General features: G+C 33.0%; 21 protein-coding genes. 11 read left to right on the top strand and 10 right to left on the bottom strand.

Annotation, left to right across the window (positions count from 1 at the left end; genetic code table 11):
* Positions 1 to 35: 35 nt before the first annotated feature.
* Positions 36 to 1,286: an NAD(P)/FAD-dependent oxidoreductase gene (locus tag A4F88_RS05980; protein WP_068841644.1), complete on the top strand. Its 1,251-nt coding sequence runs from the start codon at positions 36 to 38 to the stop codon at positions 1,284 to 1,286.
* 20 nt (positions 1,287 to 1,306) lie between these two features.
* Here A4F88_RS05980 and A4F88_RS05975 read toward each other — a convergent pair whose 3' ends face one another.
* The 5 genes from A4F88_RS05975 to A4F88_RS05955 form a co-directional block, all read right to left on the bottom strand.
* Complete coding sequence (locus A4F88_RS05975) at positions 1,307 to 1,912, bottom strand: hypothetical protein (protein ID WP_068842307.1); 606 nt, start codon at positions 1,910 to 1,912, stop codon at positions 1,307 to 1,309.
* A gap of 188 nt (positions 1,913 to 2,100) precedes the next feature.
* Positions 2,101 to 3,786 (bottom strand): sodium/sugar symporter, encoded by a 1,686-nt coding sequence (locus A4F88_RS05970; RefSeq protein WP_068841643.1) that lies wholly within the window; start codon positions 3,784 to 3,786, stop codon positions 2,101 to 2,103.
* Positions 3,787 to 4,031: 245 nt separating this feature from the next.
* A complete protein-coding gene (locus A4F88_RS05965; RefSeq protein ID WP_068841642.1) occupies positions 4,032 to 5,087 on the bottom strand; it encodes a UDP-glucose--hexose-1-phosphate uridylyltransferase in 1,056 nt (351 codons plus the stop codon).
* A gap of 17 nt (positions 5,088 to 5,104) precedes the next feature.
* Positions 5,105 to 6,265 (bottom strand): galactokinase, encoded by a 1,161-nt coding sequence (gene galK / locus A4F88_RS05960; protein ID WP_068841641.1) that lies wholly within the window; start codon positions 6,263 to 6,265, stop codon positions 5,105 to 5,107.
* 50 nt (positions 6,266 to 6,315) lie between these two features.
* Positions 6,316 to 7,371: an aldose epimerase family protein gene (locus A4F88_RS05955; RefSeq protein WP_068841640.1), complete on the bottom strand. Its 1,056-nt coding sequence runs from the start codon at positions 7,369 to 7,371 to the stop codon at positions 6,316 to 6,318.
* A 101-nt stretch (positions 7,372 to 7,472) separates the two neighbouring features.
* Here A4F88_RS05955 and A4F88_RS05950 point away from each other — a divergent pair, with 101 nt between their 5' ends.
* Positions 7,473 to 8,471, top strand: coding sequence for a GntR family transcriptional regulator (locus A4F88_RS05950; RefSeq protein WP_068841639.1), 999 nt, complete (start codon positions 7,473 to 7,475; stop codon positions 8,469 to 8,471).
* 182 nt (positions 8,472 to 8,653) lie between these two features.
* Here A4F88_RS05950 and A4F88_RS05945 read toward each other — a convergent pair whose 3' ends face one another.
* Positions 8,654 to 9,343 carry an NUDIX hydrolase gene (locus A4F88_RS05945; protein WP_068841638.1) on the bottom strand — a complete coding sequence of 230 codons (690 nt, stop codon included), beginning with the start codon at positions 9,341 to 9,343 and terminating at the stop codon, positions 8,654 to 8,656.
* Between the two features lie 474 nt (positions 9,344 to 9,817).
* Here A4F88_RS05945 and A4F88_RS05940 point away from each other — a divergent pair, with 474 nt between their 5' ends.
* The 8 genes from A4F88_RS05940 to A4F88_RS05905 all read left to right on the top strand — a co-directional run bounded on the left by A4F88_RS05940 (position 9,818) and on the right by A4F88_RS05905 (position 19,271).
* Positions 9,818 to 11,362, top strand: a complete 1,545-nt coding sequence (locus A4F88_RS05940; RefSeq protein ID WP_068841637.1) for an alpha-N-arabinofuranosidase — start codon at positions 9,818 to 9,820, stop codon at positions 11,360 to 11,362.
* 248 nt (positions 11,363 to 11,610) lie between these two features.
* Complete coding sequence (locus A4F88_RS05935; RefSeq protein ID WP_068841636.1) at positions 11,611 to 13,302, top strand: ribulokinase; 1,692 nt, start codon at positions 11,611 to 11,613, stop codon at positions 13,300 to 13,302.
* Positions 13,286 to 13,987, top strand: a complete 702-nt coding sequence (locus tag A4F88_RS05930) for an L-ribulose-5-phosphate 4-epimerase (protein ID WP_068841635.1) — start codon at positions 13,286 to 13,288, stop codon at positions 13,985 to 13,987. The genes A4F88_RS05935 and A4F88_RS05930 overlap by 17 nt, the downstream gene beginning before the upstream one ends.
* A 158-nt stretch (positions 13,988 to 14,145) precedes the next feature.
* Positions 14,146 to 15,654: an L-arabinose isomerase gene (gene araA, locus A4F88_RS05925; RefSeq protein WP_068841634.1), complete on the top strand. Its 1,509-nt coding sequence runs from the start codon at positions 14,146 to 14,148 to the stop codon at positions 15,652 to 15,654.
* A 107-nt stretch (positions 15,655 to 15,761) separates the two neighbouring features.
* Positions 15,762 to 16,940 carry an aldose epimerase family protein gene (locus A4F88_RS05920; RefSeq protein WP_068841633.1) on the top strand — a complete coding sequence of 393 codons (1,179 nt, stop codon included), beginning with the start codon at positions 15,762 to 15,764 and terminating at the stop codon, positions 16,938 to 16,940.
* Positions 16,941 to 17,102: 162 nt separating this feature from the next.
* Entirely contained in the window at positions 17,103 to 17,981 is an 879-nt protein-coding gene (locus tag A4F88_RS05915; protein WP_068841632.1) for an alpha/beta fold hydrolase, read from the top strand.
* Positions 17,982 to 18,113: 132 nt separating this feature from the next.
* The gene (locus A4F88_RS05910) at positions 18,114 to 18,752 is read left to right on the top strand and encodes a hypothetical protein (RefSeq protein WP_068841631.1); all 639 of its coding nucleotides are present in this window, start codon (positions 18,114 to 18,116) and stop codon (positions 18,750 to 18,752) included.
* 51 nt (positions 18,753 to 18,803) lie between these two features.
* Entirely contained in the window at positions 18,804 to 19,271 is a 468-nt protein-coding gene (locus A4F88_RS05905; RefSeq protein ID WP_068841630.1) for an OsmC family protein, read from the top strand.
* A gap of 52 nt (positions 19,272 to 19,323) precedes the next feature.
* Here the strand turns inward: A4F88_RS05905 and A4F88_RS05900 are convergent, their stop codons facing one another.
* Positions 19,324 to 20,238 carry an MBL fold metallo-hydrolase gene (locus A4F88_RS05900; RefSeq protein ID WP_068841629.1) on the bottom strand — a complete coding sequence of 305 codons (915 nt, stop codon included), beginning with the start codon at positions 20,236 to 20,238 and terminating at the stop codon, positions 19,324 to 19,326.
* A 142-nt stretch (positions 20,239 to 20,380) separates the two neighbouring features.
* On the opposite strand from A4F88_RS05900, the gene A4F88_RS05895 reads away from it, so the two are divergent.
* Positions 20,381 to 21,265: a LysR substrate-binding domain-containing protein gene (locus tag A4F88_RS05895; protein ID WP_068841628.1), complete on the top strand. Its 885-nt coding sequence runs from the start codon at positions 20,381 to 20,383 to the stop codon at positions 21,263 to 21,265.
* Between the two features lie 166 nt (positions 21,266 to 21,431).
* On the opposite strand, the gene A4F88_RS05890 is transcribed toward A4F88_RS05895, so the two are convergent.
* From A4F88_RS05890 to A4F88_RS05880, 3 genes are all read right to left on the bottom strand, one after another.
* Positions 21,432 to 22,214 carry a hypothetical protein gene (locus tag A4F88_RS05890; protein WP_008465943.1) on the bottom strand — a complete coding sequence of 261 codons (783 nt, stop codon included), beginning with the start codon at positions 22,212 to 22,214 and terminating at the stop codon, positions 21,432 to 21,434.
* Between the two features lie 11 nt (positions 22,215 to 22,225).
* Positions 22,226 to 23,089 (bottom strand): HNH endonuclease, encoded by an 864-nt coding sequence (locus tag A4F88_RS05885; RefSeq protein WP_068841627.1) that lies wholly within the window; start codon positions 23,087 to 23,089, stop codon positions 22,226 to 22,228.
* 74 nt (positions 23,090 to 23,163) lie between these two features.
* The gene (locus tag A4F88_RS05880) at positions 23,164 to 24,156 is read right to left on the bottom strand and encodes a hypothetical protein (RefSeq protein WP_068841626.1); all 993 of its coding nucleotides are present in this window, start codon (positions 24,154 to 24,156) and stop codon (positions 23,164 to 23,166) included.
* Positions 24,157 to 24,231 lie beyond the last annotated feature (75 nt).

Below are 24,231 nucleotides of genomic sequence, written 5' to 3'. Positions count from 1 at the left end.
CAAATGTAAGTTAAATAAATCATAACATTTCTAATATGACACAGGAGTTTGTAGATGTTTTAATCATAGGCGCAGGACCTTCGGGATGTGTCTCGGCATCCTATCTTCACAATAATAACGTTAAAATAAAAGTTGTAGAAAAAACAAAATTTCCCAGACTTGTGGTGGGCGAAAGCTTAATACCACGTGTTATGGACCATTTTGCCGAAGCAGAACTTTTTGAAAGTCTTGATGCAATGAATTTCGAAAAGAAACTTGGAGCAAGATTTATAAGAGGAGAAGAGATTTGTGTATTTGATTTCAGCAAAAAATTTGGTGAAGGATGGGACTGGACCTGGCAGGTACCAAGAGCTGATTTTGATAACACCATGGCGCAGGAGGTGATTAGAAAAGGAATTGACCTGGAATTTGAAACAGAGGTCATCGAAGTTTCTTTTGAAGGAAAAAATTCAAAAACGATTGTAAAAGACAAAGACGGAAATTTAAAAGAAATTCACGCGAAGTTTATTATTGATTCAAGTGGTTACGGACGTGTTTTACCACGACTTTTAGATCTTGATACACCATCAAAATTAGATCCTCACTCTTCGATTTTTACACACGTAAAAGATATTAACAGAGAAGAGGGAGAAGAAGGAACTCAAATTTCATTTGATATTCTGGAAACCGAAGTTTGGTTATGGGTAATTCCGTTTTCGAATGGCAATACAAGTTTGGGAGTTGTAGGTCCAACAGACTTTATTAATTCGCTTTCAGAAAATAAAGATAATGCCGAAGCTTTACGAAACGCTATTCAGCTATCAGATTACTATATCAAAAGATTTAAAGGAACAGAATTTTTGTTTGAGCCTGTAAAACTGGAGAATTATTCGAGAGCGGTAAAAAGAATGTATGGTGATGGTTTTGCCCTGACCGGAAACAGCTCTGAGTTTTTGGACCCTGTTTTTTCATCTGGAGTTGCTTTTGCTACAGAATCAGGAATGTTGGCAGCAAAATTATACCTTAAAGAATCTAAAGGGATTGAGGTAGATTGGGAAGTTGAATTTACTCAATATATGAAACGTGGTATTTCGGTCTTTACAACTTATGTACAGGAATGGTATACCGGAAACCTTCAAACGTTGTTTTTTCACCAGCCGGAAAATCCGGAAGTAAAAGAAAAAATATGTTCTGTTTTGGCAGGTTATGTCTGGAACGAAGAAAATTCGTTTGTAAAGAAACACGATCATGTGATTAAAAATATGGCCTACGTACTGAATATGCAAAAAGAACAAAGCCCTGAATAATCAGGGCTTTTTTTATGATTTTATTTAAATGCTTTTTTCAATAAAAGCTTAGATAATGATTTTGCTGTTTTAGCGTATCCTTCACCAATTCTGGTTTCATTGCTAAAATTGCTTCCCCATTGATCTCCGGGAGCATCTTCGCTGGTAATTTCTAATAAGACATTTGATTTGTTAGCTGTTTCAACAAATTTTAAATTTGTCGTAACTTTTGCAGGCTGCTTCATAATTCCCGCATCCCAGCCCGGATAAATCCACACGGTTTGTACAATTAATGTATAAGGTGTATTTAAACCTTCCTGAAAATTAACATCTTTACCTGCTTTAGACAATACAATGTTTCCTATTTCTAAAAATTTAGGAGTCCAGATTTGTTCTTTTGCAACAACCCATCTTTTTTCCCAAAGATTTCCGTTTCCTTTTGCTTTCTGATCTAAATCGGCTTTGTGTTCCTGAATGTATTGTGCTTCTGATTTTTTTTCTTTCATCATAGTAAAGCTACTATAATCAAATACTGTGTTGATTTCTTTTTGATCTTTTAAGAAATCGAAGTTGCCTTTTACGACATTCATGTCCTGAGCAAAAGCAGTTGCTGAAATAAGGAATACTGTAAAAATTAGTTTTTTCATTTTTTTAATATTGGTTGATTTAGTTAAATGATTAGTGTTCAAATGTATGTAAAATTGAGAAGAAAAAATACAGATTGTAAACAGGTTTTTTAATTTTATAAGATAAATCTAAAATCGTATTAATAAAAAGAGGATGCCAAATAGCATCCTCTTTTTTTCTTCAAAAAATAATATAGTAAAAAATTATACTACCAGAATTTAACATACAAAGCCACAATAATCAATAATGTAATTACGATTAAAACAGTAGTTTGTGGTTTTACGGTAAACATACCAGGATCAGATTCAAAAGCTTTTGGATTTATTTTTGGTCCGGCAAAACTCATTGCAATCATTACCAATGTGGTAAACAGGAATGATAATCCCATACAGATATGAAATGGAATTTCGTAAGCTCCTTTTCCGTTAGGATAAGCAGTGTATAATAATGTTTCGTTTCCAAATAACATTGGAGCGTATTCATTGAATAATACAGACAATACAAAACCTAAAATTACACCCACAATGGCAGCAGCTCCTGTGGTTCTTTTCCAGAACATACCCAGTACGAACATGGCGAAAACTCCAGGGCTAATGAATCCGGTATATTTTTGGATATAAGTAAATCCACCAACACCACCAATTCCTAAGATGTCATTCCATGTAAATAAAACAGCCAGAAGCATTGCAGCAAAAACGGCAAATCGGCCAATGTTTACCTGTTGTTTTTCTCCGGCTTCTTTCTGGATGTATTTTTTATGAATGTCTAACGTATAAATGGTAGAAATACTGTTTACTTTTCCGGCTAACGAAGCTACAATAGCAGCCGTTAAAGCAGCTACCGAAAGACCTTTTAAACCAGTTGGCAGGAAAGTCAATACAGCAGAGTAAGCTCCGTCTTTTCCACCTACCAATTGAGGCAAATGCCCGTCTTTATATAAAACGTAAGCTGCAATTCCAGGAAGCATTACAATTAATGGCATTAATAATTTTAGCATACCGGCAAATAAAATTCCGGTACGGGCAGTTTGTAAATCAGCACCAAGAGCCCTTTGTGTAATGTACTGGTTACAGCCCCAGTAGTTTAAGTTGATAATCCAGATCCCGGCAAGGTAAGACATCAGACCAGGAAAAGTTAAATACTTATCAATGTCAAGCTGAGATGAAGTAGCAGTTGGTTTTGGAATAATCATTTTGAAATGCTCAGGAGCTTCTTTCATTAAAACTTTAAATCCGGCGATGGCATTTTCACCAACTCCAAAATATTGTCCAACAGTAGTAAGTGCAATATAGGAAGTTACTAAACCTCCAATAATTAAAACAGCTACCTGAATAACGTCTGTATAAGCCACAACTTTCATACCTCCCAAAGAAATAAATAAAGCAAAAACAGCCAGACCAATCATGATAACATGAAGATATTCTCCTCCGGCTAAACCATTGATCGCAACAGCCCCCAGATATAAAATAGAAGTTAAATTCACAAAAACATATAAAAACAACCAGAAAACGGCCATAATCAACGCAGTCGATTCATTATAACGTGTTTTTAAAAATTGAGGCATCGTATAAATCTTATTTTTAAGATATACAGGAATAAACCAAACGGCTACGATAATCAAAGCAATAGCAGCAATCCATTCGTAAGCAGCAACGGCAATTCCTAAAAAGAAACCTTCACCACTCATACCGATAAATTGTTCGGCAGAAATGTTTGAGGCAATCAGAGAAGCTCCAATAGCCCACCAGGTTAAATTTCCTTCAGCCAAAAAATAAGCTTTAGCATCTTGTTCGTCTTGTTTTCGTTTACGATAAACAGTGTAACCGTAGACAGAGACTACGATGAAATAAATAATAAAAACCGCATAATCTGCGAAAGCGAGGTTTTGGTTCATTGTTAGTAGTATTTTAAAAATTAGTATAGGTGATTGTTTGTTTAATTTGGTTTAAAAAATGTTTTCATTATTAATGTTGCTATAAAATAGGATATGTGTTTTTATTCTGTTATTTTTTTGTGAAAATAAGAGCTAAAGCCAAAAGTAAAATAAATAATTAGAAATACGCTACTAACAAATGTGTTTTTTACATTTATGAAAATAATTATTGTTAAATTTAGAAATGTCTTTAAAGAAATCCGGGATTATTTTATACTTAGTTTATAATGAACATCTGATTGCTCTCTTAAAATTTCGGCACTTTTTTCCGGAGTAATATCTCTTTGAGATTCTCCTAACATTTCATATCCTACCATGAATTTTTTAACTGTGGCAGATCGCAATAAAGGCGGGTAAAAATGCATGTGAAAATGCCATTCCGGATGATCTAAACCATCTGTTGGTGCCTGGTGAATTCCTGATGAATATGGGAAAGAAGTACTGAATAAATTATCGTACTTAATCGTTAATTGCTTTAAAATTTTAGCAAAAGCGCGGTTTTCTTCAGCCGTAAAATCAGTGATTTTATTAACAGCTCTTTTACTTATAATCATGGTTTCGTAAGGCCATATTGCCCAAAATGGAACCAGTGCTACAAAATGATCGTTTTCGATAACAATTCGGGTTCCTACTTTTAACTCGGCTTGCAGATAATCTTCTAAGAGCGTTTTATGATTTTTATCAAAATAATATCTTAGACTATTTTGTGTTTTTTGGACCTGGGTTGGTAATGATGACTGAGCCCAGATTTGTCCATGCGGATGTGGATTACTGCAGCCCATGATACTGCCTTTGTTTTCAAAAATCTGAACATGTTTAATGTACTTAATATTTCCTAAATCAGTATATTCTTTTTGCCAGGTTTTAATAATGTTTTCAATATCATTAACATCCATTTCAGGAAGGGTAAGATCGTGTCTTGGAGAAAAGCAAACTACTCTTGAAATTCCCTGTTCAGGTTCTGCTTTAAAAAAAGTAAACTTTATATCCTCTTCAAAAATAATTTCATCCTGCTTGAGTGCGGCAAAATCATTTTCAAATACAAAACTGCCTTCGTAAGCAGGATTTGTTACTCCGTTTGCGCGGGCATTTCCCGGACATAAATAACAGGTTGGGTCATGTTTAGGTAAAATTTCATTAGAAACTTTTTCTTTTTGTCCTTGCCACGGGCGTTTTGCACGATGAGGTGATACTAAAACCCATTCATTAAGCAAGGGATTAAAACGTCTGTGTGGATCTTCGTTAATGTCAAAATTTTTCATGGTTATTCTTTGTAGTATTAAAGTAGTGTTGTACCGTTTGCGATTTTTACGTCGTAAAATTTTAATTGAATCCCAAATGTATTTAAATAAAGATTCGAAAACTTACTTTTTACCTCATTTTCATAACCTTTTTTGATTAAATTTATGGTACAACCTCCAAAACCTCCACCCATTAAACGTGAGCCTATTATAAAATCGTCTGTTTTGGCAGTATCTACAAGCATATCAAGCTCTTCACAGCTTACTTCATACTCCTGCGATAAGCCATAATGTGTCTCGAAAAGTAATTGTCCTAAAAGTTTTATATTTCCGTTATCCAAGGCCTCACATGCCTTTATCACACGCTTTATCTCCTTTACTACAAAATGCACTCTTTTAAAAACAACAGGTGTAAACTGGTCCTGAATTTTCAAAAGTTGTTCTTCGCTACAATCCCTAAAACTGGCTACATCAGGAAAATTATTTTTGATGATAATTAGCCCTTCTTCACACTCCATTCGTCGGGTATTGTACTCAGATGTAAAAAGGGAATGTTTTACATTACTATCAAACAAAACCAACGAATAATCTTTAAAATCAGCATTGTGATATTCAAAATCCAGTGTATTACAATCTAATTGTATTACTTTATTTTCAAGGCCATGTACGCTCGAAAACTGGTCCATGATGCCACAATTTATACCTACCCAATGTTCTGCTTTTTGTCCTAATAAAGCAATATCCTTTTTTTCAATTTTTAAATTAAAAAGTTCCTTGATTCCAAAGATCATCCCGCATTCTAAAGCTGCCGAAGAAGACAACCCGGAACCAACAGGAATATTACTGCTAAAAACACAATTAAAACCTTCAAACACAAATCCGTTATCCTGCAATTGTTTCATGACACCACGAATATAATTCGTCCAGACCACATCGCTTAATTTAATCTCCTGAGTTAAATCAGCTTCAAACTCTTCGTTTAAATCGATAGCAATTATTCGGGATTTTTTAGTATTGTTTTTTTCGAAAGCAAAACAAATTATTTTGTCAATAGCTGCCGGCAAAACATAACCGTCATTGTAGTCAATATGTTCACCAATAATATTTATTCTTCCTGGTGAAAGCACCACTTTTTGAGGAACAGATCCAAAAGATTTCTCAAAAAAAGCAGTAGTATTTTGTATTAAAACGTCATTCATTTTTTATAGTTGAAAAGGTAATAGCATAAAGCTTTATATTGTTTGGTAACTTAGTTTAGAAGTTCAAATTTGTAAACAGTTTTTTGATAATATTCTTCGTCTTTTTTTAAAATAGAATTCGGAAAATGTTCATGATTTGGGGCATCCGGAAAATTTTGAGTTTCAAAACAAATTCCGCTTGACGAATGATAATCTGTATCTTCTTTTCCTTTTAGTACACCAAAACAATTTCCGCCTACATATATATGTACACTGGGCTGATTGGTGTAAACACTCATTTGTAAATTGTTTTTGGAACTGAATAATTTCGCCACTGCATTTATTGAAGGCTCAATTACAAATGAATTATCAATTGATGACGGACATTTTTTAGGTACTCTAAAATCAAAATCATGATTAGAAAGTGCTGTAAATTTTCCTGTTGGAATATTGGCAGTGTTGGTTTCTAAAATCTTTTCAGCATCAACAAACAAAGTTTGATCTAAAACAGTCGAATCATGACCATCCAAATTAAAATAACTGTGATGTGTCAGGTTGATTGCTGTATCTTCGGTTGTGGTAGCTTTATATTCTAATTTTAATTCGTTTTGTTCAGTCAGAGTATAGGTTAAATTAACCTGTAATGTTCCTGGAAAATTTTCATCCAGATCTTCACTTAGTAAGCTAAATGTAATCGACGAATTATCGCCTGCTGTAATATTGGAAACATTCCAGATTTTTTTTCCAAAACCTGTATTTCCGCCATGCAATGTGTTTTCATTATTGTTGGTATTAAGCTGAATTTTTTTGTTATTTAAAATAAAAGAACCTTTATTAATGCGTCCGGCATAACGGCCAACAGTTGTTCCAAAATAAGGAGCACTTGGTAATTCGTAAGATTCCAGATAGGATTCTAAAGTATCAAAACCTAAAACCACATCAACAATATTATCATTTGAAACCGGAATTTGTAATGATGTAACAGTAGCTCCATAATTAATAATCTGGATTTTCATTCCGTTTTTATTGGATAAATCAAAAGATAAAATTTCTTCATTTTTATCTGTTTTACCAAATAATTTAGCTGTAGATAACTCCTGAAAATGCGATATGTGTTTAATATCCATGCTATTTTTGCAAAAAATGAAATCCAAAAATAGAAACATTCTTTAATCTTGCATACCAGTGCCTACCAGTTTTTTGTATATTGCACCAAAAATCTATTTTTATGAATATTATTTCAATTCAGAATAATATCGGTTTACCAAAATATAAGCAGATAATTCTTTCAATAGAAAAAGCAATTGAAGAAGAAAAACTGGTAAAAGGTGACCGGCTTCCATCCGTAAATAAAGTTTGTCTTGCCTTTTCATTATCGCGGGATACAGTTTTATTGGGCTATGATGAACTCAAAAAAAGGGGTATTATTTATGCTATTCCCGGCAAAGGATACTATGTTAAAAGCGTTGAAATCACTATAAAACAAAAGATTTTTTTATTGTTCGATGAACTAAATAGTTTTAAAGAAGATATCTATAATTCGTTCTTGCAGCACATAGGAAAAAATGTTCAGGTCGATATTTTCTTTCATCATTTTAATGCACAGGTTTTTCAGAAACTGATAAATGACAGTAACGGAAATTATACCAAATACATCATTATGCCTACAAACCTAAACAATGTGGCGAGTTTTATAAAAAACCTACCAGTAGGTGAAGTTATCATACTGGATCAAACTAATCCGGACCTGAAAATATATCCGGCAATTTATCAAAACCATCAGAAAGATATTGTAGAAGGGCTGATTAAAGGAAAAGCAAGATTAAGCAAATACAAAAAACTCATTTTGATTTTCCCCGGATTTAGAGAACCATTAGGGATGAAAATTGGTTTTGAAGATTTTTGTACAGAACATCATTTTGAGTATGAAATCATCACAGAATTTACAAACAGAGAAATCACATTAGGAGATTTATATATTATTCCAAATGACCGTGATTTAGTTCTTGTAATCGAAGATGCCCGAAATAAAAACCTGAAACTAGGAGTTGATTTTGGAATTATATCCTATAATGAAACACCATTGAAAAAAATTGTTGCCAGCGGAATCACAACCATCTCAACCCATTTTGAGATGATGGGAAAAATTCTGGCGGATATGGTTGTTAAAGGAAGCAAAGAGCAAATAGAAAATAAATCATCCTTGATTATTAGAAACTCTCTGTAAACCCAGAAAAAAAGCTTTTTCCACATTATTACTCGACTGACAATTATAATTATTTTTAGCAATCAACATGTATCGCAATTGTGGCAGGGCAAAGGTGAAAGTAAGATAATAAGTTGTTTATTTTTTAATAGTAGTTTTATAAAAGAAAAAACCCTGAAGTTCTAAACTTCAGGGTTTTGTTTTTATAGGTTTAAAGCAAAATTATTTAGGAGTTTCTCTTCGTATTTTTCTTTATTAAAAGTATACAAATAAGATCCTTTTCGGGACGATTGCATGTCTTTTTCATCCAGTTTATTCAGGATTTCGAGAGAATTTATTTTACTAATGAAATTTCTTTTATCTAATTCCTTACTTAAAATAGCTTCGTATAATTCTAAAAGCTGGCGCATGGTGAATTTTTCCGGAAGCAATTCAAACCCAATTGGTTTTATCGAAGTCTTGTATCGAAGTCTCTTAATAGCATTATTAACCATATCATTATGGTCAAAAATTAAGCTTGGTGCCTCGTTGATAGGAAACCATTCGGCATGATAATTTTTAATTAATTCGGCATTGTGGTTTTCGATATTAATCAAAGCAAAATACGAAACAGAAATGGTTCTTTCGACCGGATCACGATTAATTTCGCTGTACGCATACAACTGCTCCATATAGATATCATTCAGACCAGTATAGGTATTTAAAATCCTGGTAGCAGCATCATCTAAAACTTCATCGTGTTTTAAAAAACCTCCAATCAAAGACCATTTTCCCTTTTCAGGTTCAAAATCTCTTTTAATTAAAAGTATCTTCAGACCTTCACTGTCAAATCCAAAAATAATACAATCTACCGCTAGTAAAACTTTATCGGCAGAGCTATAACTGTTTAGCATATTCAATATTTTATTGGTAAAGATATAAACTTCCTAAATTGTTTCATAACTCATTAATGTAAAATTTACACTTATATAAATTTGTTTATAGAATTATGAAATTTTAATAATTGATTTTGAAAGCTAAAAGAGGTTCAGAAAATTTCTCTTTTCCAGCCTTTAGTATCGAAATCAGTATCAAAGGTAAAAACATTTTTAATAGTGAATTCGTATCGTGATTATTATTTTTCTTTCAGAAAGGTATTTGATAGAAAAAACAGTATAAAATCCTTATTTTATAAGGTGTTATTGCGAAATCTGTTTTTTGCAACCCTTTGTTTTGGGATTTTAATTTGTTTTTGAGGCTTTTTTTTATTTAAATTTACAAATGTCAAATAAACACTTATGTGAATTTGTATGGCAAAAAACTATTAAAAAAGAAACAAAAACCTCTAACCAATCTATTTTTCTAAATGTCAAAAACCACAATAGACTATGAAAAAAACACTACTTCTGTTGTTTGTTACAATATGTATTCAGACAATTTCTGCCCAAAAAGAACCCGTAATTATTACAATAAAAAACGATCCGACAGCACCAACGATTAATAAAAACATTTACGGTCATTTTGCTGAACATTTAGGGCGTTGTATTTATGGAGGCTTTTTTGTTGGAGATACATCGAAAATTCCAAACACAAACGGAGTCAGGAATGATATTATCAAAGCCTTAAAAGATTTAAAAATTCCCAATTTAAGATGGCCGGGCGGATGCTTTGCCGATACATATCACTGGAAAGACGGAATTGGACCAAAAGAACAAAGACCAACTATTGTAAACCAATGGTGGGGTGGCGTAACCGAAGATAATAGTTTTGGAACTCACGATTTTTTAAATCTTTGCGAAGTGCTGGGCGCTGAACCTTATTTATCCGGAAATGTGGGTAGCGGAACTGTTCAGGAATTTTCAGATTGGATTCAGTATGCCAATTTTGGAGGCAAAAGTCCAATGAGTGATTTGCGTAAAAAAAATGGAAGAACAGAACCGTGGAAAGTTAAATTCTGGGGAATTGGAAATGAAGCCTGGGGCTGTGGCGGAAATATGACCGCAGAATACTACGCAAATGAATACCGCAAATTTGCCACCTTTATGTCAGACTGGAATAATACAGGCGGTATTACCCGAATTGCTTCCGGAGCCAATAGCAACGATTATAACTGGACCGAAGTTTTAATGAAAAATATTCCACTTAATATGCTTGGTGGTGTTGGTGTGCATCATTACTCTGTAATTGACTGGAATAAAAAAGGTGATGCTGTTAATTTTTCTGAAGAGCAATATTTTAAAACCATGAAAGAAGCTTTAAAAATGGAAGAATTAGTAACCAAGCATGCTGCAGTAATGGATAAATACGATCCTGAGAAAAAGGTTGCAATGGTAGTTGATGAATGGGGCGGCTGGTATGACGTAGAAAAAGATACAAATCCCGGATTTTTATATCAGCAAAATACGATTAGAGATGCTGTTTTAGCCGGAGCAACTCTTAACATTTTTAACAATCATGCTGACAGAGTTCGAATGGCAAATTTAGCGCAGTGTGTAAATGTACTCCAGGCTGTAATCCTGACCGATAAAGCCAAAATGATTTTAACGCCAACCTATCATGTTATGCAGATGTACAATGTTCATCAGGATGCGAAACAACTTCCTATAAGTTTCGATTCGCCATTATACACATTTAAAGACCAAACGCTTCGGGCAGTTTCGGCTTCGGCTTCAAAAGATAAAAATGGTGCTATACATATTTCATTGGTAAATGTGGATGCAAAAAATAAACATAAAATCGAAATTGATACAAAGGATTTGGGTGTAAAAAATTTCACGGCCCAAATTATTACTTCTTCGAAATTACAGGATTATAATTCTTTCGAGAGTCCAAATAAAATCAGTCCGGTAACTTTTAAAGATTTTGATACTAAAAAAGGGAAATTAGAGATCAATCTTCCGCCTTTTTCAGTTTTGGTTTTAGAAGGAAAATAAGCCAAAAAAGAGAAAAAATCAGATCAAACAGAACCAGAAAAGCAGGTTGCATTTTACAGTTTTAGAGATAAAGATGAAATAATCATAATCAAATAAATGTTATTTAAACATTTATTTTTTATTTACTTCTTAAAATGCTGTTTTAGTGCAATATCTGCAAAAGATTACTGACGTCTTTTTATTAAGTGTTTTTATTACACTTATAAAATATTTATAAGTATATTTGTCACCATTAAAATAAATTTCGAATGAAAAATTATGTCATAGGATTAGATTACGGAACAGATTCTGTTCGTGCGGTTCTTATAGATACTGAAAATGGACAGGAATTGGCATCCAATGTTTCTCATTACAAAAGATGGAAAAACAAGCAATATTGTGATGCGGCTGCCAATCAATTTCGTCAGCATCCTTTAGACCATATTGAAGGGTTGGAAATCACGATTCAAACCGTTATAAAAGAAAGTAAAGTCGATCCAAAATTGGTTCGCGGAATTTGTATTGACACAACTGGATCTTCTCCGGTTCCTGTAACCAAAGATGGAATTCCGTTGGCATTGACAAAAGGTTTTGAAGAAAACCCAAATGCGATGATGGTGTTATGGAAAGATCATACGGCTATAAATGAAGCAAACGAAATCAACGAACTGGCAGTAAGCTGGGGTGGAGAAGACGTTACAAAATATGTAGGTGGAATTTATTCATCTGAATGGTTTTGGGCAAAAATCCTGCACATTGCAAGAGAAGATGAAGCAGTTCGAAACGCAGCACACACCTGGATGGAGCACTGCGATTTAATGACGTATTTATTAATTGAAGATAAAGATTTAAAAACATTTAAAAGAAGTCGTTGCGCAGCAGGACACAAAGCCATGTGGCACACAGACTGGAACGGATTGCCGCCAGTTGAATTCTTAGAAAAATTACATCCGTATTTAGCACAACTTCGTGGCAATTTATACGATGAAACCTATACATCTGATTTATCGGCAGGAAATTTAAGTAAAGAATGGGCAGATCGTTTAGGGCTTTCGACAGAAACTGTTGTGGCTGTTGGAACTTTCGATGCGCATTCTGGTGCAGTTGGAGCTAAAATTGGAGAGAATACTTTAGTTCGCGTTATGGGAACTTCAACCTGTGATATTCTGGTTGGTTCTTATGATGAAGTGGGAACGAAAACCGTTCGCGGTATTTGCGGACAAGTTGACGGTTCTGTAATTCCGGGTTTTATTGGTCTTGAAGCTGGACAATCTGCTTTTGGAGATTTATTGGCCTGGTACAAAGAATTATTGCTTTGGCCAACTGAGCATTTATTAGAAACTTCTTCTGTTTTAAATGAAACTCAAAAAGAAAAATTAAGAGAAGAATTCAGTGATAAATTAATTGTTGAATTGACAAAAGAAGCAGAGAAGATTCCGGTTTCAGAAAGTCTTCCAATAGCATTAGACTGGATTAACGGACGTAGAACTCCAGATGCCAATCAGGAATTAAAAAGTGCGATTTCAAATTTATCTTTAGGAACAAAAGCGCCTCATATCTTTAAAGCTTTAGTAAACGCAATTTGTTTTGGAGCAAAGAAAATCGTAGACCGTTTTGAAGAAGAAGGAGTAAAAATTGACAGTGTAATCGGAATTGGTGGTGTTGCCCGTAAATCTCCTTTTATCATGCAGACGTTGGCGAATGTTTTAAACAAGCCAATTAAAATTGCAGCTTCAGATCAGACTCCGGCTTTAGGTGCGGCAATTTACGCAGCCGTTGCAGCTGGAATTTATCCAAATGTAATCGAAGCAAGCCAAAAAATCGGAAGTGATTTTGACGGAGAATATTTCCCTCAGACAGACAAAGTAGAAGCCTATCATAAACTGCTTTTAGGGTACGAAAAATTAAGTGCTTTTGCAGATCCAAACCTTAAAATATCGCAACATGAGTTCTCTTTATAAAGATTTAAAACAAGAATGTTACGAAGCCAACATGCAGTTAAATGCATTGAATTTGGTGGTATACACTTTTGGAAATGTAAGTGCCGTGGACAGAAAAAATGGTGTTTTTGCCATTAAACCAAGCGGTGTTCCTTACGAAGATTTAAAACCGGAAGACATTGTAATTGTCGATTTTGATAATAATGTTATTGAAGGAACTATGCGTCCGTCATCAGACACTAAAACGCATGCTTATCTGTATAAACACTGGCCAAATATTGGTGGTGTTGCACATACACACGCGACATACTCGGTTGCCTGGGCACAGTCACAGCTTGATATTCCAATTTTCGGAACAACACATGCAGATCATTTAACGGCAGATATTCCGTGTGCACCGCCAATGGCAGATTCTCTTATAGAAGGAAATTACGAACACAATACCGGAATTCAGATTCTGGATTGTTTCAAAGAAAAAAATCTTTCTTATGAAGAAGTAGAAATGATTCTGATAGGAAATCACGGTCCGTTTGCCTGGGGAAAAAACGCTGCAAAAGCGGTTTACAACAGTAAGGTTTTAGAAGTTGTGGCAGAAATGGCGTACCTGACTTTACAAATAAACCCAAGCGCACCAAAATTAAAAGATTCATTAATAAAGAAACATTACAACCGCAAACACGGAAAAGATTCGTATTACGGACAGTAAGAGTTTGTTTCAGGTTTTCTTTGTTTCAGGTTTCAAGTTATTGGAACGTGAAACTTTGAACGTGAAACAAACAAAATAAAAATAATAAAATAACAATTCAAGCTTTTTCAGATTCCAACAACTTGAAACCTGAAACTTGAAACAAAATAAACAAAACAATGATTGATATATCTCAAAAAGAAGTATGGTTTGTAGTAGGAAGCCAGGAATTATATGGTGAAGAAACACTAAGAAAAGTGGCGGAACATTCACAGATTATTGCAAAAGGATTAGATGCTTCGTCTAGTATTCCGGTAAAAGTGGTTTATAAAGATGTAGTGAAATCTCCTTCGCAAATCTTAGATGTTTGTCTGGCTGCAAACTCAGCTAAAAACTGTATTGGAATTATTGCCTGGATGCATACTTTTTCGCCGGCAAAAATGTGGATTGGCGGTTTGAGTATTTTGAAAAAACCATTATGTCATTTACATACACAATACAATGCTGAAATTCCATGGGGATCTATCGACATGGATTTCATGAACTTAAATCAATCGGCTCACGGAGATCGTGAATTTGGTTTCATTATGTCAAGAATGCGTAAAAAACGTAAAGTTGTAGTTGGACATTGGGAAGACGAAAGAGTTCAGAAAAAATTAGGCATCTGGTCAAGAGTTGTTCTTGGATGGGACGAACTTCAAAACCTGAAAGTAGCTCGTATTGGAGACAATATGCGTGAAGTTGCGGTTACAGAAGGCGATAAAGTGGAAGCTCAAATTCGTTTTGGCGTTTCGGTAAACGGATTCGATTCTTCAGACGTTACAAAACACATCGAAAAAGTAACCGATAAACAATTAGCTGATTTATTAGCGGTTTATGAGTCTTCTTATACTTTAACTGATTCTTTAAAAGAAGGCGGAGCGCAAAGAAGTTCTTTAGCGGAAGCGGCAAAAATTGAATTAGGTTTAAGAGCGTTCCTTGAAGAAGGAGGTTTCGGCGCTTTTACAGATACGTTTGAAAATCTTGGTGTTTGGAAACAATTACCAGGAATTGCAACACAAAGATTAATGGCAGATGGTTATGGTTTTGGTGGAGAAGGAGACTGGAAAACGGCTGCAATGGTAAGAGCTTTAAAAGTAATGAACATTGGTTTGGAAGGTGGAACTTCTTTCATGGAAGATTACACATACCATTTCACACCTCAAAAATCATATGTTTTAGGATCGCATATGTTGGAAATCTGTCCATCAATTGCGGATGGAAAACCTTCTTGCGAAGTGCATCCGTTAGGAATTGGAGGAAAAGAAGATCCGGCTCGTTTGGTATTTAACTCTCCTGCAGGAGATGCAATCAATGTTTCTTTGGTGGATATGGGAACACGTTTCCGTTTAATTGTAAACGAAGTTGAAGCGGTTAAGCCAATGGCAGAATTACCAAAACTTCCAGTTGCGAGAGTTTTATGGGATTGTAAACCAAATTTAGAAGTTGCAGCAACAGCATGGATTCTTGCTGGCGGAGCGCATCATACCGTTTACAGCCAATCATTAACAACGGAATACATGGAGGATTTCGCTGATATCGCCGGAATTGAATTATTGGTTATTGATGAAAAAACTACAGTAAGAGAGTTTAAAGATAAGATCAATGCGAATGAAGCTTATTTTCATTTGTTTCAGCATGGACTTTAATTAAAGGTACAAAGGTTCAAAGAGGCAAAGGTTCAGAGGTTTTAATTTTGTCGCTTTTAATTTTTTCATATCTTACATTTCACTTTTTACAATTAAAAATATTATTTATGAATGTATTAAAACGTTGTGTTTTTGGAATCAGCCTGTTAAGTCTGGCTTTAATTTCAGTTGAATGCAAAAGCGATAAAAAAATGGATACTACAGTTTCAGATCAAAAAGCAGCCGTAACGATCGAAAAATCGTCATATGGAACAACTTCAAAAGGAGAAAAAGTCGATAGCTATAAATTGAAAAACCAAAATGGGATGGAAGTCGACATCATCACTTTTGGCGGAAGAATTACAGATTTAAAAGTGCCAAATAAACAAGGTGTTTCTGAAAATGTAGTAATTGGATTTAATTCACTGGCACAATACGAAAAAGAAAATCCTTTTTTTGGAGCCCTAATTGGAAGATACGGAAACCGAATTGCAAAAGGGAAATTTACTTTAGAGGGAAAAGAATATCAATTAGCCATAAATAATGCGCCAAATGCTTTACACGGCGGACCACAAGGATATTTTAATGTGGTTTGGAAAGCAGATGAGGTTAAATCTGGCGAAACAGCTTCTTTAAAATTGTCTTATTTAAGTAAAGATTTGGAAGAGGGATATCCCGGAAATCTAAAGGTTTTTGTAACCTATACCTTGACTAATGATAATCAGTTAGAAGTTTTGTATGAAGCAACGACTGATAAAACAACCGTTGTAAACTTGACACAGCATTCGTATTTCAATTTATCAGGAGATTTTTCTAAAACAATCTTAGATCATGAATTGACTTTAAATGCAGATAAAATTGTTCCGGTTGATGCGACTTTAATTCCAACAGGAAAATTAGAAGATGTAGTTAATACTCCTTTCGATTTTAGAAAACCTAAGTTAATTGGAAAAGACATTGAAGCTAAAAACGAACAAATAGAAAGAGGAAAAGGATACGACCATTGCTGGGTGTTGAACAATCCTGAAAAAGGAAAAACAATCATCGCAAAAGTATACCATGTACCAAGTGGAAGAGTTTTGGAAGTAACAACTGACGAACCTGGAATTCAGTTCTATTCCGGAAATTTCCTTGACGGAACTTTACCAATGCCAAACGGAGGAACTTTTGCCCACAGAACGGGATTATGTCTGGAAACAGAACATTATCCGGATTCTCCAAATCAGAAAAACTTCCCAACAACGGTTTTAAAGCCGGGAGAAAATTATAAAACTAAAACTACTTTTAAATTTTCTGTACAAAAATAGTTTTAGAATTTGTTTACTAATTCTCTGAAAAACCTCGAAAAGAATACTTTCGAGGTTTTTTTATTTGTAAATAATAAAAAGCATTAAGATTTATAAAGACTTTGTTAATTTGTTAAATTATTTCTTACGTTTGTGGTATAACTATAACAAGAAACCTCCTTTATGAAAAAATCATTTAAAGTATTACTTCTATTATTAACATCTACATTATTTGGCATTGCACATGCTCAGGTTCAGATGAATTTTAAATTCGACACTCCTTATGGTAAAAATACTGCTGTTGGGAAATTTGCCGAACTCAATGGTGCTAAAATCTACTATGAAGAATATGGAAAAGGAGAACCTTTGTTATTGATTCATGGAAACGGAGGAAGTATTGAATCAATGGGAAATCAGATTGATTATTTTAAAAGTAAGTACAGAGTTATTGCTGTTGATAGTAGAGGACAAGGCAAATCGGAGTTGAAAACGGATTCTCTAACCTATGTTCAAATCACAAAAGATATGGAAGGATTGGTTAATCACTTAAAATTAGATTCGATAAGTGTTATTGGATGGAGTGACGGAGGAATTGTTGGTTTGCAAATGGGGATTTCAGGGAAATCAAAAATAAAGAAAATTGTAGCGATGGGTGCTAATTTACGACCTGATTCTACGGCTATTTATTCATGGGCGGCAAAAGATCTTCAGAATATGAGAAAATTTGTCGTCTCAAAAATTAAAGAAAAAGATACTAGCGAGAATTGGAGTCTAATGAAACAAATTTCTGGACTTTTAGTATATCAGCCTAGTATTGCTGCTAAAGATTTGTCAAAAATTAAAGCAAAAGTGCTTGTAATAGCTGGAGATAGAGATGTAATCAGAAATGAGCATACGGTTGAAATTTTCGAAAATATACCTAAAGCACAGTTGTGCATTATGCCGGGAGAGACTCATTTTGCACCGGCTTCAAGTCCGCAAGTATTTAATGCATTAGCAAATAAGTTTTTATCAGAACCGTTTAAAAGACCAGATTCAGATTGGACTAAATGGGGTAAATAAAAGCAGATTCAAAAGTTTACCAGTTTAGTAATTTTCTAAAAACTTCGAAAGTGATGTGCTTTCGAGGTTTTTTTATTTCATTGATTCTGTCTTACATTTGAGGAATATATAGAAGATTTAAAAAGCGTGATTGTGAAAAAAATAATTATTTACATTTCAACTTTAGTTTTATTTATTCAAAGTTGTCAGAATAAAGACAAAAGTCAATTAAAAAATAATCCTATTGTTAAAGCCGATTCTTCAAAAGCAAAAGAAGTTGATCCTAATATCAGTAATAAAGAGCAAATAGAATTAGTTAAAAACTTCATGAAATGGTATATTAACAATAGTAACGTATTAAATAACTTCGATACTATTGGCGGCGGACCAATGGACGCGCAGGAAAATGAAGAGGCAAAAAATTATTATGTAGATTTTAGCAAAGTAGAAAAATATATTGAAGAATTGAAAAAGAGTGGTTTTTTAGCTGATGTCTTTCTTAAAAATGAAAAACAAATATTCATAGAAGGAGATAAATATTTTAAGAAAAATCCTGAGAATGACAGTCCTCCGTTTGGATTTGATTATGATCGTTTCTTTTTCACTCAAGAATCTCTTGAAGATGTTTTGCCAAATATTGAAAAAAGCAAATATCTTGTTAATCAAAAAAATGATTCTATTTCAGAAGTTAGATTTTATCTGCCTATGACCGGAGTAAATTATAAGTATACTTTAAAAAAAATAAACGCCAGATGGGTTATTGAAAAAATAGACTCAGAGCAAAGACCATAATAAATAGTTTTTTGAAATAGAAATAATTCATTAACGAAAAAAAAATAGAATATGGCATTTAAACATCTATTCAAGGCAGAACTAAACTGGACTTCAAAAAAAAATCCAGAAGAAACAACTTCAAAACTTTACAGCAAAAGTCATCAAATTAAAATTGAAGGAAAACCAGTTTTAGATGTTTCGGCAGCTAAAGCTTTTAGAGGTAATCCGGAATTATATAATCCTGAAGATTTATTGTTGAGCAGTTTAGTTTCCTGTCATATGATGTCGTATTTATATGTCTGCTCCCAAAGCGGAATAGAAGTTCTGGAATATTCAGACAATGCCGAAGCAACACTAGAAGTAAATCCGGACGGAAGCGGACGTTTTGTTGAGGTTAAATTATATCCTAAAGTGAAAATCTCAAATCCGGATCAAATCGAGTTGGCTTTAGAGTTGCATTTTAAAGCAAATCAATTGTGTTTTATTGCCAATTCCTGCAATTTTCCAGTTTTGCATGAGGCTGGTTGTGAGGTTTAACTAAGGTGAAAAATTATCTAATTAAATTGTATTTGTGAATAATCTTCTGTTTTTAATATTGGTCAAAAGGTGTGTCGTAAACCTTAGGTATCCACTTAAATGCACTATGATCGCAACTTACATGTCCTAATCCGGGCCAGGGCAAATGATAAGCAAATATAAGTACTTTGCTCTTTTCGAGTATTTCAAGCATGTTTTTGCGTGTAGTTATTGCCAGGTCAAAATCAGTATCAAATAAAAAACCCCATTCAGGATGTGTGAATAAAAGTACATCTGAATGGATAAGATCTGCTATGTGTAAAATTTTTTCATCATGCGAGAATATATCCAAAAGTGTATGTCCAGGAGTGTGTCCTGGTGCAGAAATTAGGCGAATGCATTCAAATAGTACTGCATCTTGTTTCGTTAATTTTAGTTTAGGTTTAATAATGTTTAAAAGATCGTTTATTTTGCTAACCATTTTTGAAATTAAAGCAGGGTTGTTTTGTAAAAAACTTTTAGAAAAATCAGGCTTACTGGAAGTCCAGAAATCATATTCTGTTTCTGCTAAGTAAATAGTCGCATTTGGAAATGCAAGATCTTTTTTCTGATTTACTAATCCTGCGATATGATCTAAGTGGCAATGTGTGATTATAATATCAGTAATGTCTGTACTTTTAAAACCAGCAAAGATTAGTGATTGTTGTAAATAACCAGCTGTTGATTCTTCGCTCCCTAATCCGCTATCAATTAAAATTAATTGATTTTGTTTTTTTATAAGCATGATATTAATACTTAGGTTGACCTGCTCCGTTTGTCTGAAATTTTGCTGAAGCAATTCTTTGATGATTTCAGGTTTAGTAGTCGGTCCAAATATTGGATGTGCTGGTTTCATGATTTGATAACCATCGCTCATGATGGTTATCTCTAATTCTCCTAAGTTAAAACGATTAAAGTTTGTGCTGTTGTTGTATTTGTTCTTTGTCATTTTTAAGTAGTGCTGTTTTAGTTATGGTCTAAATTCAATATTTTATTATGGGGCTGTTTTTTTAATTTGTGTCAAAATTATCTCGATTTATTATATTTGCATAATTCAAAATTTAAATGCAACGCATTAATAAAATTAAAGTATGATAAGAGATTTACTTGATTTAGAATTATTGCGAACCTTTGTATTGGCTGCAGATTTGAAAAGTTTTACAAAAACAGCAGATCGGGTTTTTCGTACCCAATCAGCAATAACTTTACAAATGCAACGATTGGAAGAAATAACAGGTCATAAACTTTTTATAAAACAAGGAAGAACCTGGGAATTAACAAATAGTGGCGATTTACTTCTTGGATATGCACGAGAATTATTAGAAATAAATAATAAGGCTCTACAGGCATTAGCTCAGGTGTCTGTAACAGGGCAAGTAAGGTTGGGTATGCGAATTGATTTTTCAGAAAAAATTCTTGCCCTTGCATTAGAGCGTTTTAATCTTCTTCATTCGCTGATTCAATTAGAAATAATCATTGATAGAGAAGAAGTGCTAATGCAAAAATTAGATTCTGGAAAATTAGATTTAGTTGTAACTTTTGGGAAACACGTTCCGGAGAATGCTATTTCTGTTGGAAAAGTACCATTGAGATGGATTGGTAATAGAGACGAATCAATTGCGCTAAGAGAACCATTGCCATTATTGTTGTTTGAAGCTCCTTGTGTCTTTAGGGAAATTGCAATTGAAACACTTCAAAAAATGAATTTAAGTTGGCATCCTGTTCTTACTGCTAGTAGTTTAGCGGGTATATGGGCAGCCACTCAAGTGGGATTGGGTATAACTATACGTACAGAAATAGGGTTGCCGTCTGATTGTATTGTTTTGTTTCCGTCTTCAAATTTACCCGTTTTACCTGAAATATCTATATTTATACTAAAGCAATCTAAAAGTTCATCTGTTGTTATAGAGAGTTTTATAACGATATTATGCAATGTTTTACAAGAACAACTGAATGAAATATCTAATAAAAAATAATCATTGTTGATTTAAAATACACAATAAACCAAAAAAACCTCTTCAGTTATGAAGAGGTTTTTGTACCCTTTACAGTTGAATTGTCGAACTTGTTTATTGAGGATTTGAAGAAATTATCGTTTGCATATCAGAAACTAAATAAACAATTAAGGGATATTATGCCTTTTTAAATTGTATTATAATCAATTTTATTAAAGCGAATTGTTTCATTTTTAAGATTTGACCAATCAAAATCATAAAGTTCAGAGTCACTCCAATCATCAGGCCAGTCAACAATTAAGAAATTACCAATACCGAAGCCTCCTCCGAAATAAGAATCTGTATTTACTCCAAGACTTTGGTTGCCTGGATTAAAATCTTCAGTTCTAAATTGAGAAGAGAGTAGTACACATAAACCCGCATAAGCATCAATTAAATTACTGAAATTAGCAATTTCAAAATTATGAACCCTATCATGTTTAGACTTGTTGTAAGCTTGATACCATGGTAAAGGTCTGTTTTGTTTCCATTCGTAAAAAGGTTTTCTAATATTTGTGGTTCCCTTCCAAAAAGGAAGTTTAATTGAATAATCATCTAAATGATGAGTTTTATTTACAATAGCAAAATCATTTATGTTCCAACTATTTTCTTGACGGATTACATTATATCTATCCACTGGATTAAAGATGTTTTCTCGCAATATTGCTTTGAAATTTGCTTCAACTTCAATACAAATTCTGATTAACAATTCGTGTATTCTGAAAGAATATGTTGAATTGTTAATGTCTGAAGGTTCAACAAATTCAAATAATTTGATTATATCTTCTTGAATAATTGAAAAAGCCCTTGTGTAATATTCTGGATTGTCAGAATAAGAATGGTCTACAATATAAGCCCAGCTACTATATCCCGAGTTAGGGCTTTGCTTTAAAGGGCGATAATTTCTGTGGAAAGGCTTATTTAAACTCATTTTTTAGATTTTTAAATTTTATTCTTTATAATTGACTTTAATTCGTCCACAGAATAATACTTTCCAATATTATTTTTTCTATGAAGCATCCTATGACAATTAGAACAAACAATTGCTAGGTCTTCGACCTTCGTAATTCTAATTCCTCCAGTTGCTATTGGATTTTTATGATGACATTCTATAAATCCTTCTCCTAAATTTGGGTATTCATCTGCGAAATTGAATGAGCATACTTCACAATACAATTTATTAAGTAGACTAGCTTGATTTTTGGCTTTTATTATAATATCTGCATTTCTTTCTTTGTATTTATGAAGTTTGAGTTTTGTTTTCTCACTACCTTCTTCCACTCCATTCTCGTAGAAATCAATTTGTTCAAATTCTATATTTGACAAATTTTCTAATAAGTGAGTGTCAATTTCAAATAAGTTACTGATGAATTCCTGTTTTTGTAAAATAGTTAAGTCTCTATTCTTATTTTCAATAGTATCTATTTTACAAATTTGACCTCGATTACATTTATATAAACTCCATTCATTATTGATTGGGTTTGAATTTCTTGGTTTTCCAACAACTCCCACTAATCTTACATAAGGATGTAATGTATTATCTATTTTATCAATATGATTGTCTAGTGGAGTAATTAAATGTGTCATATACCATCCAGCGGGATATTCCAAAGTTTGTAACATTGATTGAAAGAGCACAATTATTTCTCCAGGTTTAGCTTTTAAGTAATTTGTTGGATACCATTTGGGGTTTTTGGAGAAATTTAATAAGAATGTGTCTCCCAGATTATAGTTTGTATATGCCCAAGCTTTACCATTATCTCTTGTTACACTTTTAATCCATTTTACATTTAAGGGGTTTAGCATTTTATTAAAATTAGAAGGTAAATGTACTAATGAGTATTCAATTCGGTTTAATTGTTTGCAATTCTTATGCCCGTTTAATTTTCTGGATTTTCTGTTATGTTAGTTTTTTTGTGTTGATGCTCCGAATTACTTTTTTGAACAGAATTTCCAAGTTCTTTAAGTTTGTCATTATATAGACAATCTTCGTATTTTGAAATCCAATTTGTTAAAAGCCTACAATGGATTTCTAATATTTTATTTGAATCGCAATTACAATTTTCGGTGCCTTCATATATTGCATAAATCACGCCACGAGGAGGACAACTATCACAAATATTTGGAATTGGAGAAATTACAATTGAATAATCTTTATCATTTAATCTTAGCTGTTTACAAATGTATTTACTAAATAAAATGGATTCACTTATTGCGGATATCAAATGGAATTTGAATTCTTTTTCTTTAGAATTAAAATCATACTCAAAATCTCCAAAATATTTGCTGAAGTTTAAATCATCTTTAAAATTAAAATTCTGAACGGACTCACTAGGGTTGTTTTCTGTAAATGTTAGAATATCATTAAGATAAACACCATTGGTAAAATTTAATTTATCAACTTCAAGAAAATAATTAGTCCTATTTATAAAGTCATTTAATATATTTGAAAGACTTTCTTTAAGGTCTTCTCTACAAATTGCGTCGTCAATTGCATCATAAGACACAGGACATGTATTAGTGTTTAGTGACATTATTGAATGGTCAATAAATTCAAAAACTTTTTTTTGTCTATTATGGTGTTTTGTTAAAACTTCTAAATCTTCTTTTGCTGTTAAATGTTCTAAAATTGATATTGGAAAATTCTTTTGATTAATTAGAAATTTATATTCCAGATAAATATAAATTGTGAGCAGGAATAAAAACAATAAAAGTATCATAAAGGTAGCTTTAGAAATTTCAAAGTCAGTAATTAAAGCACCTAATAAAGCACCTCCGAAAAGGAGAACTATTGATTTAAATAAGCTTTGCATTACTAAATCTTTCTTGTCAAAATTGAAATACAATTCTAATTTATTATATAATTCAGTCATAAATATTGATTTTTAAAATTGGAATAATGTTATAATTATTTAATCTGACAAATGATGTTAATAATGTAAGGCATA

Source organism: Flavobacterium chilense (genome assembly GCF_001602525.1).
Lineage (GTDB): Bacteria > Bacteroidota > Bacteroidia > Flavobacteriales > Flavobacteriaceae > Flavobacterium > Flavobacterium chilense.
This window is presented reverse-complemented; position numbering and strand designations above follow the sequence as displayed.